Raw genomic sequence first — 15,377 nt, forward strand, 5'->3', positions numbered from 1 at the left:
TTCGTCCGATACGGAGTGTGAGCGGGTCAGCACTCGATGACGTTGACCGCGAGGCCGCCGCGGGCGGTCTCCTTGTACTTGACCTTCATGTCGGCGCCGGTCTCCTTCATGGTCTTGATGACCTTGTCGAGAGACACGTGGTGCCGGCCGTCGCCGCGCATGGCCATTTTGGCGGCCGTGATGGCCTTCACCGCGGCCATGCCGTTGCGCTCGATGCACGGGATCTGGACGAGGCCGCCGACCGGGTCGCAGGTGAGGCCGAGGTTGTGCTCCATGCCGATCTCGGCCGCGTTCTCGACCTGCTCGGGGGAGCCGCCCAGCACCTCGGCGAGGGCGCCGGCCGCCATCGAGCAGGCGGAGCCGACCTCGCCCTGGCAGCCGACCTCGGCGCCGGAGATGGAGGCGTTCTCCTTGAAGAGCATGCCGATCGCGCCGGCGGCGAGCAGGAAGCGGACGACGCCCTCCTCGTCCGCGCCGGGCACGAAGTTCATGTAGTAGTGCAGAACGGCCGGGATGATGCCGGCCGCGCCGTTGGTGGGCGCGGTGACGACGCGGCCGCCCGCGGCGTTCTCCTCGTTCACGGCCATCGCGTAGAGGGTGACCCACTCCATCGCGAGAGCGGCCGGGTTGCCCTCGGCGCGCAGCTGGCGGGCCGAATTGGCGGCGCGGCGGCGGACCTTGAGGCCGCCGGGGAGTATGCCCTCGCGGGACATGCCGCGCGAGACGCACGCCTGCATGACGCCCCAGATCTCCAGCAGCCCGGTACGGATCTCGGCCTCGCTGCGCCAGGCCTTCTCGTTCTCCAGCATCAGGGCGGCGATCGACAGGCCGGTGTCGCGGGAGAGCCGCAGCAGTTCGTCGCCGGTGCGGAAGGGGTGGCGCAGCACGGTGTCGTCGAGCTTGATCCGGTCCTGGCCGACCGCGTCCTCGTCGACGACGAAGCCGCCGCCGACCGAGTAGTACGTCTTCTCCAGGAGGGGCGCGGCGTCCGCGTCGTAGGCGAAGAGCGTCATGCCGTTGGCGTGGTACGGCAGCGAGCGGCGGCGGTGCAGGATCAGCTGGGACGAGGCGTCGAAGGGGATCTCGTGGGCGCCGAGCAGGTTGAGGCGGCCGCTGGTGCGGATCCGCTCCACCTCGGCGTCGGCGGTCTCGACGTCGACCGTGCGGGGCGAGTGGCCCTCCAGGCCCAGCAGGACCGCCTTCGGGGTGCCGTGGCCGTGGCCGGTGGCGCCCAGCGAGCCGAAGAGCTCGGCGCGGACGGCGGCGGTGTGGGCGAGCAGGCCCTCGTTCTTGAGCCGGTGGGCGAAGATCCCGGCGGCACGCATGGGTCCGACGGTGTGCGAGCTGGACGGGCCGATACCGATCGAGAACAGGTCGAAGACCGAGATGGCCACGAGAAACTCCTTGGTTGCGCAGACGCCGTTGTCTGCCGGGTGGTGCGCGGGACAGGTGGTGCGGGAGGCATGGTGCGGGGCACCGGCTCACCTTCCAGTGTGCGCGGTGCCCCGACCTGACGCGTACGACGGTCCGATTACAGTCCGGGGTACAGCGGGTGCTTCGCCGCCAGTGCGGAGACGCGGGCGGACAGGCTCTTGGCCAGGTCCTCGTCGAAGTCCGGCTTCAGGACCTCGGCGATGATGTCGGCGACCTCGGTGAAGTCCTCGGTGCCGAAGCCGCGGGTGGCCAGCGCCGGGGTGCCGATCCGCAGCCCCGAGGTGACCATCGGGGGACGCGGGTCGTTCGGGATGGCGTTGCGGTTGACCGTGATGCCGACCTGGTGGAGCCGGTCCTCGGCCTGCTGCCCGTCGAGCTCGCTGCTGCGCAGGTCGACCAGGACCAGGTGCACGTCGGTGCCGCCGGACAGCACCGAGACGCCGACCTCGGTCAGGTCCGGCTGGACCAGCCGGTCGGCGAGGATCTTGGCGCCTTCGAGGGTACGGACCTGGCGGTCCTTGAACTCGTCGGTGGCCGCGGCCTTGAAGGCCACCGCCTTGGCCGCGATCACGTGCTCCAGCGGGCCGCCCTGCTGGCCGGGGAAGACCGCGGAGTTGATCTTCTTGGCGTACTCGGCCTTGGAGAGGATCACGCCACCGCGCGGGCCGCCCAGGGTCTTGTGGGTCGTGGTGGTGACCACGTCCGCGTACGGCACGGGCGAGGGGTGCAGCCCGGCCGCGACGAGGCCCGCGAAGTGGGCCATGTCGACCATCAGGAGGGCGCCGACCTCGTCCGCGATCCGGCGGAACTCGGCGAAGTCGAGCTGGCGGGGGTAGGCCGACCAGCCCGCGATGATCAGCTGCGGACGGTGCTCCCTGGCGAGGCGCTCGACCTCCTCCATGTCCACGAGGCTGGTCTTCTCGTCGACGTGGTAGGCCGCGACCTTGTAGAGCTTGCCGGAGAAGTTGATCTTCATGCCGTGGGTGAGGTGCCCACCGTGCGCCAGATCCAGGCCGAGGATGGTGTCGCCCGGCTTGATCAGGGCGAACATCGCGGCGGCGTTGGCCTGGGCGCCGGAGTGCGGCTGCACGTTCGCGGCCTCGGCGCCGAACAGCGCCTTGACCCGCTCGATGGCGAGCGTCTCGATGACGTCGACGTGCTCGCAGCCGCCGTAGTAGCGGCGGCCGGGGTAGCCCTCGGCGTACTTGTTGGTGAGGACCGAGCCCTGGGCCTCCAGGACGGCGACCGGCGCGAAGTTCTCCGACGCGATCATTTCGAGGGTGGACTGCTGACGGTGCAGCTCGGCGTCGACGGCGGCGGCGACGTCCGGGTCGAACTCATGAAGGGAGCTGTTCAGGAGCGACATGGGATCTTCCTGGTCGAGGTCGGTTTCGAGCTCCGGACCCGGGGGCCCGGATCGAGGTCCGGGAGGGATCAGCCGCCGGTGAAGGCGGAGTACTCCTCGGCGGAGAGCAGGTCCGAGGGCTCCTCCGTCGTCTTCACCTTGAACAGCCAGCCGCCCTCGAAGGGGGCCGAGTTGACGAGGGAGGGATCGTCGACGACGTCCTGGTTGACGTCCGTGACCTCGCCGGTTACCGGGGAGTACAGGTCGCTGACCGACTTGGTCGACTCCAGTTCGCCGCAGGTCTCGCCGGCGGTGACGACGGCTCCGACCTCCGGGAGCTGGACGAAGACGACGTCGCCGAGCGCGTCGGCGGCGTGTGAGGTGATGCCCACGGCGGACACTCCGGCCTCAGAGGCGGAGAGCCACTCGTGCTCCTTGCTGTAGCGCAGCTGCTGGGGGTTGCTCATAACGGAATTCTCCCGGATGTGAAGGGGTGCTCGCGCAGGGGTGGGCGGGTCGGTCAGCGCTGGCGCTTGTAGAAGGGCAGCGCAACCACCTTGTGCGGCTCTTGAGCGCCACGGATGTCGACGGCCACGCCCTCGGTGCCGGGCGTGGCGTGGGCCGCGTCGACGTAGGCGATGGCGATCGGCTGTCCGAGGGTCGGGGAGGGCGCACCGGAGGTGACCTCGCCGATCACGGCGCCGCCGGCGGCGGTGACCGCGAACCCGGCGCGCGGGACCCGGCGGCCCTCGGCGACCAGGCCGACCAGCTTGCGCGGCGGCTGCGCGGCGGCCCGCTCGGCGGCGGCGGTGAGCGCGGTGCGCCCGACGAAGTCGCCCGGCTTGTCGAACTTCACGACACGGCCGAGCCCGGCGTCGAACGGCGTGGTGGCGGTGGTCAGCTCATGCCCGTAGAGCGGCATGCCGGCCTCCAGGCGCAGCGTGTCGCGGCAGGACAGGCCGCACGGGATGAGGCCGACGCCGGCACCCGCCTCGGTGATCGCCTTCCACAGCGCCTCGGCGTGCTCGGGCGCCACGAAGAGCTCGAAGCCGTCCTCGCCGGTGTAGCCGGTACGGGCGATCAGCGCGGGGACGCCCGCGACGGTGCCGGGCAGGCCCGCGTAGTACTTGAGCCCGTCCAGGTCGGCGTCGGTCAGGCCCTTCATGATGCCGGGGGACTCGGGGCCCTGGACGGCGATCAGCGCGTACGCGTCGCGGTCGTCGCGGACCGTGGCGTCGAACGCCGCGGCGCGCTCGGTGACGGCGTCCAGGACGACCTGGGCGTTGCCGGCGTTCGCGACGACCATGTACTCGTCCTCGCCGAGGCGGTAGACGATCAGGTCGTCCACGATCCCGCCGTCCTCGGCGCAGATCATCGTGTAGCGGGCCCGGCCGACCGCGAGGGCCGAGATGTGGCCGACGAGCGCGTAGTCCAGCGCTTCGCCCGCCTCGGGACCGGTGACGGTGATCTCGCCCATGTGCGAGAGGTCGAACAGCCCGGCGCGCGTGCGGACGGCGGTGTGCTCGTCGCGCTCGCTGGCGTAGCGCAGCGGCATGTCCCAGCCGGCGAAGTCGGTCATCGTCGCGCCGAGCGCACGATGCAGGGCGTCGAGCGCGGTACGGCGCGGGGCGTCGGTGGGCGGCTGGCTCATCAGTCGGGCTCCCGGTGCAGGCGTGGCGAGACTCTCATGGCAATGACAAAGAATGACGAAACCCCGAAGGAAGGGGCCTCCCCATCTGTCATCGGAACCTGAGAGGTTCACCGCGGCCTGGTGGGGCCCCGGCTTGCACCTTGGGTGGGTCGGACCGTGAACGGGCCCGACCGCTTTTCAGATGTGCCTCGCCCGCGCGGTGACTGTGCCTGAGAGATTCAAGGGAGGACTTGCTCCTTCGGCGCCCTGCTCATGATGGCAGGGACTCTCCCGCGCGGCCTCGAACGGCCAGTATGCAAGTTGTGGCGCTCATCATTGCATGCGGCGGAAGCCACCGGGCCTCTGGGGAAACCCTTTGCTTGCCATTACCCTCTCTTTACTGACAGTGGCCGGGTTCCACCGGGGCCCGGTCGAGGCCGAGGCCGGCAGGCCGGCCTCGGGGAGGTGGGGGCTGTGCAGGGGGACGAGCGGTGGGCCGGGACGACGCTGCGCTACCCGGCGGGGGACGTGCTGGTCGTGTCGGGACTGCCGGGCAGCGGCAAGAGCACGCTCATGCGGCGCGCGGTCGACGAACGGGACGGCGCAGGGGATCCCGGAGGAGCGGTCCGCCGGATCGACTCGCAGGACGTACGGCTGCACTGGGAGGCGCTGATGCCGGCCCTGCTCCCGTACGCGGCGTACCGCCCGCTGGTACGGCTCGACCACTACGCGAGGCTGCGCCGGGCGCTGCGCACCGGCGCCAGCCTCGTCGTCCACGACTGCGGCTCGCTGGCCTGGGTACGGCGCTGGCTGGCCCGGGACGCCCGGCGCCGCGGCCGGGGGCTGCACCTGCTGGTGCTGGACGTCCCGGAGGACGCCGCCCGCGCCGGCCAGCTCGCGCGCGGGCGGATGGTGTCCGGGTACGCCATGGCCCGGCACCGCAGGGCCGCCCGGCGGCTGGTGGCGCTGGCCGGGCCCGGCGGACGGCCCGACGGCTGTGTCTCCGCGCTGCTTCTGGACCGGCCCGCGGCGGGTGCGGTGCGGCGGATAGTCTTCGGCGGCGGCCGGGCCGGATCCGAGGCGTCACCGGTGGCCGTTACCGCGGATCAGGGCAGTTGCCAACCGGGTTACCGCTAGGGTTCCGGCAGGGCGGCAGACGTCGGGAACGGCGGTCGCCGGCCGCACGCAGCAGACACTCAGGCCCTATCCCGCGAGGCACAGCGCAGTGAACACGCAGCTTCCGCCGCCCCCGGCCACCGCTGGAGGCGCCCCCGGCCCGGCCGACGCATGGCCGGCCAACGAACTCGAAGCCGTCCTCGCAGCGAGCGTCGGCACTCCGGGTGTGAACGCCCGGCTCCTCGAAGTGCTCGGCCGCTCCCAGCTGTGGGTTCCGCTGCCCAACGGCGGCGGGCCCGGCAGCCGGGACCTGGACCTGCCGTCCTTCGAGATCGACGGCACCCTGTACATACCGGTGTTCAGTTCCGAGCACCAGTTCCTGCGGGCCGCCCAGGGGATGGCCTGCACCGTCGCACCGGCCCGCGAGTTCGCCCGCGGGCTGCCCCCGGAGGTCGGCATCGCCGTCAATCCGGGCGGGACGGCCGGGATCCCGCTGCCGCCCCCCGCCGTCCAGGACCTCTGCCGGTCCGACCGCGACCCGCGGTCGGCGACCGGCGGCCGGGTCCGGCTGTGGGAGCCCGAGCCGGACGACGAGCCGGTCGACTTCCTCGCCGCCGCCGCGGGCGAGTTCGCGGTCACCCCGGTGGTGCTCTCCGCGCGGCGCGCGGTGGCCAGCGTCGAGGGCGCGCCCCCGCAGCTGTTCGTCGGCGTCGAGCTGGACCGCTGGCAGGACGAGGACCGGGCCGCCGCGATGGACGCGCTGGGCCGCGCACTCGGCGCCGTACCGCTGCCGCTGCCGGTGCAGCTGGTATTGCTGGACATCGCCCAGGACCCCGTCGGCGACTGGATGCTGGAGCGGGTCCGGCCCTTCTTCGGACGGGACTGAGCCCGTGCGCTGTCTGCGGGGGCGCACAACCTGGTTTGATGGCGGGCGGTGCACAGGCGTGCGCCGGACCCGGTGACACCGGTGACGGAGAGAAGGGGCGGACCCACGTGATCGCGGGCGCGCAAGGCGGTGCGGCGGCAGCCGGCCACGTCGAGCAGATGCTTCGACAGGTGGCGCCCGGACGATTCGACGCCTACGAGGATCTGCTCGTGTCGCTGGCCGGCGGCCAGGTCTGGATGCTGCTGTGGCACGGCTCACCCGGATCACCGGACGCCCAGTACGGGAACATGGAGATCGACGGCTACGGCTACGCGCCGGCCGTCACCTCCCCCCAGGAGCTCGCCACCAGCGGCTGGAACCGGGCCCATGAGATCGTCCAGGGCCGCGACATCGCGACCGCCCTGTTCCCCGAGCGCTGGGGACTGTGGCTGAATCCGCACGCCCCCGGCGGCGGCGTCGGCATCCCCTGGCTCGACCTGCGCCGGATCGCCACCGGCCTCGAACGGCTGCCCGCCGGACCGCTGCAGATCGGCGAGCCCGCCCTGCAGATCCCGCAGTTCTACGCCCTGCTCTCGCAGCACGCCCACCGGACGCCGGCCGTACGGTCGCTGCGCCGCGCCTGGGTGCAGCCCGCGCTGGGCGAGCCGTATCTCGCCATCGGCCTGGACATGTACGACTCCTCGCCACAGGCGGTGGAAGCGGTACGCCTGATGATGCAGCAGTCGATCAGCGGAGTGCCGGACGGGCTGGCCGTCTCCACGGTCGCCATGGCGGACGAGTACGACCCCGTCGCCATGTGGATGCGGATGAACGGCCAGCCCTTCTTCGACCGTGAGGCGCACGCCGCCTCGGGCCCGGCCCCCGCGGCCGCCTGGGGCTGGCCGCAGCAGGGCTGGCCGCAGGGCCAGGCGCCCCGCTAGGGGCCGGTCGAGGGTTCGCTACGCGCCGCTGAGCGCCGCGCCGATGAGGCCGAGCGGCGGGCTGCCGAGGTCCAGCAGCGCGCCGTGGAAGCGTTCCAGCGAGAAACCGGACCCCCAGTCGCGGCGGGCCCGCTCGCGTAGTCGCATGATCTCCAGCTTGCCCCAGGTGTAGCGCCCGTAGGCGGCGTCGAAGGTGCCGCGGCGGGCCTCGGAGGCGGCGCCGGCGCGGGCCAGGTGGGCATCGCGCATGAAGAGCTCGGTGGCCTCGTCGACCGTCATCGCGCCGGTGTGCAGACCGATGGCGCAGGACAGCCGGGTGACGCGTACCAGCGCCTCCAGGGCCACCCCGATGGCGAACCGCGGGTCGCGGGCCCGGAAGCCCTCTTCGAGGCAGACCTCCTCGACGTAGTGCGCCCAGCCCTCGCAGAAGGACAGCGAGTGCAGGACCCGCCGGACGGGCGTGGGCGCGCGGCGCAGTGAGCGCCCGTGCGCGAAGTGGCCGGGGGCGACCTCGTGCACGGTGATCGAGGGGAGGCTGGTGCGGCTGAAGACGGTCAGCCACTCCTCACGCTCGGAATCCGGCCAGTCCGGCTCCGGCGGGGTGACGTGGTACCAGGAGGCGGCGTCGGGTTCGCCGGGCGCGGCCCAGGACATCATCGCCATCGCCCAGCGGCGGGAGGGCGGTGCGGGGCCGACCAGGCAGTCGCCGTCGAGATGCGGCACCAGCCGCTTGGCCCGGGTGAACTCGATGACCTCCTCGGTCAGCCGGGCGGCCTCCGGGATGACGCCGTCGGCCGCCGGGTGGTCGGCGAGGAGCTCCGCGATCAGTTCGTCGACGTCGCGGTCCGGGTCGAGCGCGCGACAGGACTCGGTCAGCAGCTCCGTCAGCCGGTCCCGTTCGCGGGCCGCCTCGTCCGCCAGCGCCGTCAGGTCGACGGGCAGGCCCTCCTGACTGCCCATCAGGGCGGCCAGCGCGGCGCCGCCGAGCCGAGGGTCGGGATCGCCCGTCTTCGCCGCCCGGGCCACATGCGCCACCAGCCGCTCGTGCGCGGGGAGCGCCGCGGCGGCCTCGGGGCCCTGGTCCGGGTGGAGTCCCGCGGCCAGCCCGCGTACGGCGCCGAGGAGCGCGCCCGCGACCGGGGCGCTCACCCGGTCGAGCGAGCTGATCGCGGCGTCCACCGCCTCCGGCCACTGCGCCAGGTGCTTGAGCCGGGCGGCGGCTCGCTCCTGCCGGGGGGCGTACTCGCGGTCGTAGGAGGCCAGTTCCAGGTTGGACAGATGGGGGTACGGGTCGCGGCGGTGCAGCTCCAGCTCGCCGTACTGCACCTTCAGCGCGTTCTCGAAGACGGACAGGTGCGCGTCGTCATGGCGCTCGCGCGCGCCGTGCGGGGCCGGGCGCCCGCGCCGCGCGTGCGCGAGGGCGGACAGTCCGCGCCGGACGCCGGCGGGTGACAAATCCTGCACCCGCCCGTCGTACTCGTGCAGACCGGCCATTTCCCGGACAGTGGGGATCATCAGGTCGCACACCGCATGCAGCCGATCATTCATGTGCCGACGTTACATCCGGCGCGAGCCCCATAACGGACGATGATTCACCAGATCACAGTTGCGCATCCATTCGTTGTGAGGTCTGGCGGGTGATCGCGGACTGGATGAAGACTCTCGCCGCAAGGGGCTCGCGGCCCCGGCGAACACCTGCTCCGCCTGCACCAACAGCACCGCCTGCACCGCCTGTTTTCCCTGCAATTGAGCATGGCACAGCACCAGCAGCACGACTGATGAGTGAAGAGTAAAGCCGCTACAGCGGCGGGCGCGCGCCGGTTATCCGCCGGCGAGAGGGGTCAGTTTCACCATGACCGCACCGATCGAGACCACTGCCGCACAGGCCGGGGCGCAGCCCGAAGCCATTCTCAGTGGGGTCAAGAAGAGTCAGATCGAGGGACGTTCCCTCGGCCAGATCGCCTGGCTGCGCTTCCGGCGCGACAAGGTGGCCGTGGCCGGCGGCATCGTCGTGATCCTCCTGGTGCTGCTGGCCGTGCTGGCGAAGCCGATCGAGTCGATCTTCGGCCTGGACCCCAACGCGTTCCATCAGGACCTCGTGGACCCGGTGCTTCTCGCGCCCAAGGGCGCCTGGGGCGGCATGAGTTGGGAACATCCGCTCGGGGTCGATCCACAGTTCGGCCGCGATCTGCTGGCCCGGGTGATCGAGGGATCATGGGTGTCGCTGCTCGTGGCGACCGGCGCGACGATCCTGTCCAACGTCATCGGTACGGTGCTCGGCGTCATCGCCGGCTACTACGGCGGCTGGGTCGACAGCGTGATCAGCCGCATGATGGACACCTTCCTGGCCTTTCCGCTGCTGCTCTTCGCGATCTCCATTTCGGCTTCGCTGCAGGACGGCGCGTTCGGACTGGACGGACTTCCGCTCCGCATCTGCGTACTGATCTTCGTCATCGGATTCTTCAACTGGCCCTACATGGGTCGAATTGTGCGCGGGCAGACCCTCAGCCTGCGTGAACGTGAGTTCGTGGAAGCCGCCCGCAGCCTGGGTGCCCGCGGTCCGTTCATTCTTTTCCGTGAGCTGCTCCCCAACCTTGTGGCGCCGATCCTCGTGTATTCGACGCTGCTGATTCCGACCAACATCATTTTCGAGGCCGCACTGAGCTTCCTCGGGGTCGGAATCGCCCCGCCGCAATCGTCCTGGGGCGGCATGCTCACCAGCGCGATCGATCTCTACGAGGCCGATCCGCAATACATGATCGTGCCCGGCCTGGCGATCTTCGTCACGGTCCTGGCATTCAACCTGCTGGGCGACGGGCTGCGCGACGCCCTCGATCCCCGCAGCAAGTGACCCCGCGGCGCGACCTTCCGCGCGCGGCTGTGTATCTCCACCGAACGAGGGGGCTTTCCTCGGCATGAACAGCAGAAAAGCGACAGCGGTGCTGGCGCTTGCCACGGCTCTGGCCTTGGGAGCGTCCGCTTGCAGCAGCAGCGACAAGACCACCGACAAGGGAACGGGGACGAGCGCGGGTACCGACGCCGCCCTCACCCAGGTCGTCAACAAGAGTGACAAGGCCGGTGGGACGGTCTCGTACGAGCACTCCGACGTGCCCGACTCGCTCGACCCGGGGAACACCTACTACGGCTGGGTGCAGAACTTCTCCCGGCTGTACGGCCGCACGCTGGTCACCTTCAAGCCCGCCGCGGGCGCCGAGGGCCTGCAGATCGTCCCGGACCTCGCCACCGGTCTCGGCAAGGCCAGCGCCGACGCCAAGACCTGGACCTACACGATCCGCAAGGACGTGAAGTACGAGGACGGCACCCTCGTCACCTCCAAGGACGTCAAGTACGCGATCGAGCGCAGCAACTTCGCGCCCGAGGCGCTGTCCAACGGCCCGACGTACTTCAAGGCGTACCTGGTCGGCGGCGACGCGTACAAGGGTCCGTACAAGGACAAGAGCCCCGGCGGGCTCGCGTCCATCGAGACCCCGGACGACTCGACGATCGTCTTCCACCTGAGCAAGCCCTTCGCGGACTTCGACTACCTGGCGACGTTCTCGCAGACCGCACCCGTGCCGCAGGCCAAGGACACCGGCGCCCAGTACGTGAAGCACATCATGTCGACGGGCCCGTACAAGTTCGAGTCCTACGACGACGGCAAGAGCGCCGTCCTGGTGCGCAACCCGATGTGGTCGAAGGCGATCGACCCGCTGCGTCCCGCGCTCCCGGACAAGATCACGATGAAGTTCAAGGTGAACGGCGTCACGATCGACAAGGACCTGCTGGCCGGCACCATCACGGTCGACGCGGCCGGCGCGGGTGTGCAGCCCGCGAGCCAGCCGTCGGTGCTGAGCGCGGCGAACAAGAAGAACACGGACAACTCGTACGCGGGAGCCACGTCCTACGTGGCGCTGAACGTGAACGTGAAGCCGTTCGACAACCCGGACTGCCGTAAGGCGGTCCAGTGGGCGATCGACAAGACCTCGGTGCAGACCGCCGCGGGCGGCAATGTGAAGGGCGACGTCGCCACCACGCTGCTGCCGCCGTCGGTCAACGGCTACAGCAAGTTCGACCTGTACCCGACCCCGGGCAACAAGGGCGACACCACGAAGGCCAAGGCCGCGCTGACCGCCTGCGGCCAGCCCGGCGGCTTCACCACCAACCTGTCGGCGCGTTCCGACCGGGCCTCCGAGATGGCGGCGGCGACGGCGATCCAGAACTCGCTGAAGGCTGTCGGCATCACGGTCAACATCAAGAGCTTCCCGGCCGGTAAGTACTTCTCCAACTTCGCGGGTGTCCCGGACTACGTCCACTCGCACGGCCTCGGCATGATGATGATGGCCTGGGGCGCCGACTGGCCGACCGGCTACGGCTTCCTCGACCAGATCATCGACGGCAGCGCCATCAAGCCCTCGGGCGGCAACAACCTGATGGAGCTGAACGACCCGACGATCAACAAGGCCCTGTCGGACGCCATCGCGAACACGGACAGCGCCGCCCGCACCAAGGCGTGGGGCGACATCGACAAGCTGACCATGGAGAACGCGTCCGTGGTGCCGCTGCTGTACCGCAAGAACCTGCTCTACCGGCCGCCGTCCGCGACCAATGTCACGGTCACGCAGGCCTTCCTGGGCATGTACGACTACCTGCTGATCAGCTCCTCCAAGTAATCGGAAGGCAGGTGAAGGCATCGGTGTCCGCCGGGCCGGGTGACCCCCGGCCCGGCGGGCCCGGCGCCGCACGGCTGTGACTGCGTACATCATTCGACGCGTGATCGCCGCTTTGCTGCTGCTGCTGGTCGTCAGCGCGGTCACATTCGCGATCTTCTTCCTTCTGCCGCGCCTCGGCGGGCAAACCACCACCCAGTTGGCCACCCAGTACGTCGGCAAGGACGCCAACCCCGAGAGCATCGCGGCGGTCAAGAAGAACCTCGGCTTCGACCTGCCGCTCTACGAGCAGTACTGGCACTTCATCAAGGCCATCGCCGTCGGGGCGAACTACAAGTTCGGCCCGGACGCGTCGGTCTGCCACGCGCCCTGCTTCGGCTACTCCTTCAAGAGCCACATCGAGGTGTGGCCCGAGCTGAAGTCCCGTATTCCGGTCACGTTGTCACTGGCCATCGGTGCCGCCGTGATCTGGGTGATCTCCGGGGTGGCCATCGGTGTGCTGTCGGCCCTCAAGCGCGGCTCGTTCTTCGACCGGTTGTCGATGGGTGTCGCGCTGGCCGGCGTCTCGCTGCCGACCTTCTTCACCGGAATGCTCGCGCTGGGCTTCTTCCAGTACAACTGGCACATCTGGGACAACGTCCAGTTCGTGCCCATCTCCGACGATCCGTTCCAGTGGGCCTGGAACCTGGTCCTGCCCTGGTGCAGCCTGGCCTTCCTCTACTCCGCCCTCTACGCGCGGCTCACCCGCGCCGGGATGCTGGAGACGATGGGCGAGGACTACATCCGCACCGCGCGGGCCAAGGGGCTGCGGGAGAGCAGGGTCGTCGCCAAACACGGGCTGCGGGCCGCACTCACCCCGATCGTCACGATCTTCGGCATGGACTTCGGTCTGCTGATCGGCGGCGCCGTCATCACCGAGAACGTCTTCTCCTTCAAGGGGATCGGCGCCTACGCTGTCGACGGGATCAGGGACAACGACCTGCCCATCGTGCTCGGCGTGACCATGGTCGCGGCCTTCTTCATCATCATGTGCAGTCTCCTGGTGGACCTGCTGTACGCCGCTATCGACCCCAGGGTGAGGTACTCGTGAGCACCGCCGGCAGCGATCCGCTGCGGAAGGACAGCGACCGCGACCCGTTGCGCAAGGAGGACGGGCCGGCTCCGAGTGCGGGGGCCACGGTCGGCGAGCCGGTGCTCACCGCCCGGCCGGACACCGCGGAGGCCTTCCTGGCGGTACGCGATCTGAAGATCCACTTCAATACCGACGACGGCCTCGTCCGGTCGGTCGACGGGATCAGCTTCGATCTCCAGCGCGGCCGGACGCTCGGCATCGTCGGGGAGTCCGGCTCCGGCAAGTCCGTGACCTCGCTGGGCATCATGGGCCTGCACCGCACCGCCAAGGCCAGGATCTCCGGCGAGGTGTGGCTGGACGGCGAGGAGCTGATCGGCGCAGACCCCGACCGGGTACGGCGGCTGCGCGGCATGAAGATGGCGATGATCTTCCAGGACCCGCTCTCGGCGATGCACCCCTACTACACGGTGGGCGCGCAGATCGTCGAGGCCTGCCGGGTGCACCAGGACGTCAGCAAGCAGGTCGCCCGCAAGCGGGCGATCGAGATGCTGGACCGGGTCGGCATCCCCGAGCCGCACCAGCGGGTCGCCGACTATCCGCACCAGTTCTCCGGCGGTATGCGCCAGCGCGCGATGATCGCGATGGCGCTGGTCAACAACCCGGAACTGCTGATCGCCGACGAGCCGACGACCGCCCTGGACGTCACCGTGCAGGCGCAGATCCTGGACCTGATCCGGGACCTGCAGAAGGAGTTCGGCTCCGCGGTCATCATGATCACGCACGACCTGGGCGTGGTGGCGGAGCTCGCCGACGACCTGCTGGTGATGTACGCCGGCCGGTGCGTCGAGCGCGGTACGGCCGAGAAGGTCTTCACCGAACCGCAGCACCCGTACACCTGGGGCCTGCTGGGCTCCATGCCGCGCATGGACCGCGAGCGGACCGAACGGCTCAACCCGGTCAAGGGCGCCCCGCCCAGCCTGATCAACGTGCCGTCCGGCTGCGCCTTCCACCCGCGCTGCCCGTACGTCGGGCTCAACGGCGGTTCCAGCGAGACGATCGTGCCGGAGCTGCGGGAGACCGCGGCCGGGCACTGGTCGGCCTGCCACCTCGGCGAGCAGGACCGGGACCGGATCTGGACCGAAGAGATTGCGCCCAAGCTGTGAAGGACCAGGCCGTGCCTCAAGAAGACGTGAAGATCCCCCAGCAGTCCACCGCGGGGGCGGAGCCCCTGCTCAGGGTCACCGGCCTGGTCAAGCACTTCCCGATCACCAAGGGAATGCTGCGCCGGCAGGTCGGCGCGGTGCAGGCGGTCGACGGGATCGACCTGCAGGTGGCGGCGGGCCAGACGCTCGGCGTGGTGGGGGAGTCGGGCTGCGGCAAGTCCACCATGGGCCGGCTGATCACCCGGCTGCTCGAACCCACCGGCGGGAAGATCGAGTTCCAGGGCCGTGACATCACCCATCTGAGCGTGGGGGAGATGCGACCGCTGCGCCGCGATGTGCAGATGATCTTCCAGGACCCCTACTCCTCGCTCAATCCGCGGCACACCATCGGCACCATCGTCGGAGCGCCGTTCAAGCTCCAGAAGGTGGCGACGGAGTCGGGCGTGAAGAAGGAGGTGCAGAACCTCCTGGAGCTGGTCGGCCTCAACCCCGAGCACTACAACCGCTATCCGCACGAGTTCTCCGGCGGGCAGCGGCAGCGCATCGGGATCGCGCGGGCGCTCGCCCTCAAGCCGAAGCTGGTCGTCGCGGACGAGCCGGTCTCGGCGCTGGACGTCTCCATCCAGGCGCAGGTGGTCAATCTGCTGGACGACCTGCAGAGCGAGCTCGGGCTGACGTACGTGATCATCGCGCACGACCTGTCCGTCATCCGGCACGTCTCGGACCGGATCGCGGTGATGTACCTCGGCAAGGTCGTCGAGGTGGCGGACCGCGAGGCGCTCTACGGGCAGCCGATGCATCCGTACACCAACGCGCTGCTGTCGGCGGTGCCGGTGCCGGACCCGAAGCGGCGTACCGCGCGGCAGCGGATCCTGCTGACCGGCGATGTGCCGTCGCCGATCAACCCGCCGTCCGGCTGCCGCTTCCACACCCGGTGCTGGAAGGCGACCGAGGTGTGCTCCACGCAGGAGCCGCCGCTGATCGCGCTCGCCACGGGACACGAGGTGGCGTGCCACCACCCGGAGAACGCTCCGGCGAAGGCCCAGGAGAAGAACGCCCAGGGGAAGGGCGCGGAGAACGGCCCGGCGATCGGTAATCAGCCAACTGACCTTTAGTGCATGACCACTTAGCGAAAAGTCATGGT

14 protein-coding genes and 2 riboswitches are annotated in these 15,377 nt (G+C 70.1%); of the genes, 8 read left to right on the forward strand and 6 right to left on the reverse strand.

Annotation, left to right across the window (positions count from 1 at the left end; translation table 11 throughout):
* Window positions 1-26 precede the first annotated feature (26 nt).
* The 4 genes from C6N31_RS15395 to gcvT all read right to left on the reverse strand — a co-directional run bounded on the left by C6N31_RS15395 (window position 27) and on the right by gcvT (window position 4,430).
* A complete protein-coding gene (locus tag C6N31_RS15395; RefSeq protein ID WP_138354911.1) occupies window positions 27-1,394 on the reverse strand; it encodes an L-serine ammonia-lyase in 1,368 nt (455 codons plus the stop codon).
* Between the two features lie 137 nt (window positions 1,395-1,531).
* On the reverse strand, window positions 1,532-2,800 hold the full coding sequence (glyA, locus tag C6N31_RS15400) for a serine hydroxymethyltransferase (protein ID WP_138354912.1): 1,269 nt from the start codon (window positions 2,798-2,800) through the stop codon (window positions 1,532-1,534).
* Window positions 2,801-2,868: 68 nt separating this feature from the next.
* Window positions 2,869-3,246: a glycine cleavage system protein GcvH gene (gene gcvH, locus C6N31_RS15405; protein ID WP_138354913.1), complete on the reverse strand. Its 378-nt coding sequence runs from the start codon at window positions 3,244-3,246 to the stop codon at window positions 2,869-2,871.
* A 53-nt stretch (window positions 3,247-3,299) separates the two neighbouring features.
* Complete coding sequence (gene gcvT / locus C6N31_RS15410; RefSeq protein ID WP_138354914.1) at window positions 3,300-4,430, reverse strand: glycine cleavage system aminomethyltransferase GcvT; 1,131 nt, start codon at window positions 4,428-4,430, stop codon at window positions 3,300-3,302.
* A 75-nt stretch (window positions 4,431-4,505) separates the two neighbouring features.
* Window positions 4,506-4,617, reverse strand: a riboswitch (glycine riboswitch).
* Window positions 4,618-4,713, reverse strand: a riboswitch (glycine riboswitch).
* 170 nt (window positions 4,714-4,883) lie between these two features.
* Between gcvT and C6N31_RS15415 the strand changes: the two genes are divergently transcribed.
* The 3 genes from C6N31_RS15415 to C6N31_RS15425 all read left to right on the forward strand — a co-directional run bounded on the left by C6N31_RS15415 (window position 4,884) and on the right by C6N31_RS15425 (window position 7,331).
* Entirely contained in the window at window positions 4,884-5,546 is a 663-nt protein-coding gene (locus C6N31_RS15415; protein ID WP_187145029.1) for an AAA family ATPase, read from the forward strand.
* Between the two features lie 88 nt (window positions 5,547-5,634).
* Window positions 5,635-6,411, forward strand: a complete 777-nt coding sequence (locus C6N31_RS15420; protein WP_187145030.1) for an enhanced serine sensitivity protein SseB — start codon at window positions 5,635-5,637, stop codon at window positions 6,409-6,411.
* A 158-nt stretch (window positions 6,412-6,569) separates the two neighbouring features.
* A complete protein-coding gene (locus tag C6N31_RS15425; RefSeq protein WP_138354947.1) occupies window positions 6,570-7,331 on the forward strand; it encodes an enhanced serine sensitivity protein SseB C-terminal domain-containing protein in 762 nt (253 codons plus the stop codon).
* An 18-nt stretch (window positions 7,332-7,349) separates the two neighbouring features.
* Here C6N31_RS15425 and C6N31_RS15430 read toward each other — a convergent pair whose 3' ends face one another.
* Window positions 7,350-8,879, reverse strand: a complete 1,530-nt coding sequence (locus C6N31_RS15430) for a DUF885 family protein (protein WP_138354916.1) — start codon at window positions 8,877-8,879, stop codon at window positions 7,350-7,352.
* Between the two features lie 9 nt (window positions 8,880-8,888).
* The gene (locus tag C6N31_RS15435) at window positions 8,889-9,104 is read right to left on the reverse strand and encodes a hypothetical protein (protein ID WP_138354917.1); all 216 of its coding nucleotides are present in this window, start codon (window positions 9,102-9,104) and stop codon (window positions 8,889-8,891) included.
* Window positions 9,105-9,183: 79 nt separating this feature from the next.
* Here C6N31_RS15435 and C6N31_RS15440 point away from each other — a divergent pair, with 79 nt between their 5' ends.
* The 5 genes from C6N31_RS15440 to C6N31_RS15460 all read left to right on the forward strand — a co-directional run bounded on the left by C6N31_RS15440 (window position 9,184) and on the right by C6N31_RS15460 (window position 15,348).
* Window positions 9,184-10,182, forward strand: a complete 999-nt coding sequence (locus C6N31_RS15440) for an ABC transporter permease (protein WP_138354918.1) — start codon at window positions 9,184-9,186, stop codon at window positions 10,180-10,182.
* Between the two features lie 64 nt (window positions 10,183-10,246).
* Window positions 10,247-12,001 (forward strand): ABC transporter substrate-binding protein, encoded by a 1,755-nt coding sequence (locus C6N31_RS15445; protein ID WP_138354919.1) that lies wholly within the window; start codon window positions 10,247-10,249, stop codon window positions 11,999-12,001.
* 76 nt (window positions 12,002-12,077) lie between these two features.
* Window positions 12,078-13,088, forward strand: coding sequence for an ABC transporter permease (locus tag C6N31_RS15450; protein ID WP_138354920.1), 1,011 nt, complete (start codon window positions 12,078-12,080; stop codon window positions 13,086-13,088).
* Between the two features lie 101 nt (window positions 13,089-13,189).
* Window positions 13,190-14,233, forward strand: a complete 1,044-nt coding sequence (locus tag C6N31_RS15455) for an ABC transporter ATP-binding protein (protein WP_138354949.1) — start codon at window positions 13,190-13,192, stop codon at window positions 14,231-14,233.
* Between the two features lie 11 nt (window positions 14,234-14,244).
* A complete protein-coding gene (locus C6N31_RS15460; protein ID WP_244809441.1) occupies window positions 14,245-15,348 on the forward strand; it encodes an ABC transporter ATP-binding protein in 1,104 nt (367 codons plus the stop codon).
* Window positions 15,349-15,377 lie beyond the last annotated feature (29 nt).

The sequence above is a fragment of the Streptomyces fildesensis genome, from assembly GCF_016107395.1.
Classification (GTDB): Bacteria; Actinomycetota; Actinomycetes; order Streptomycetales; family Streptomycetaceae; genus Actinacidiphila; species Actinacidiphila fildesensis.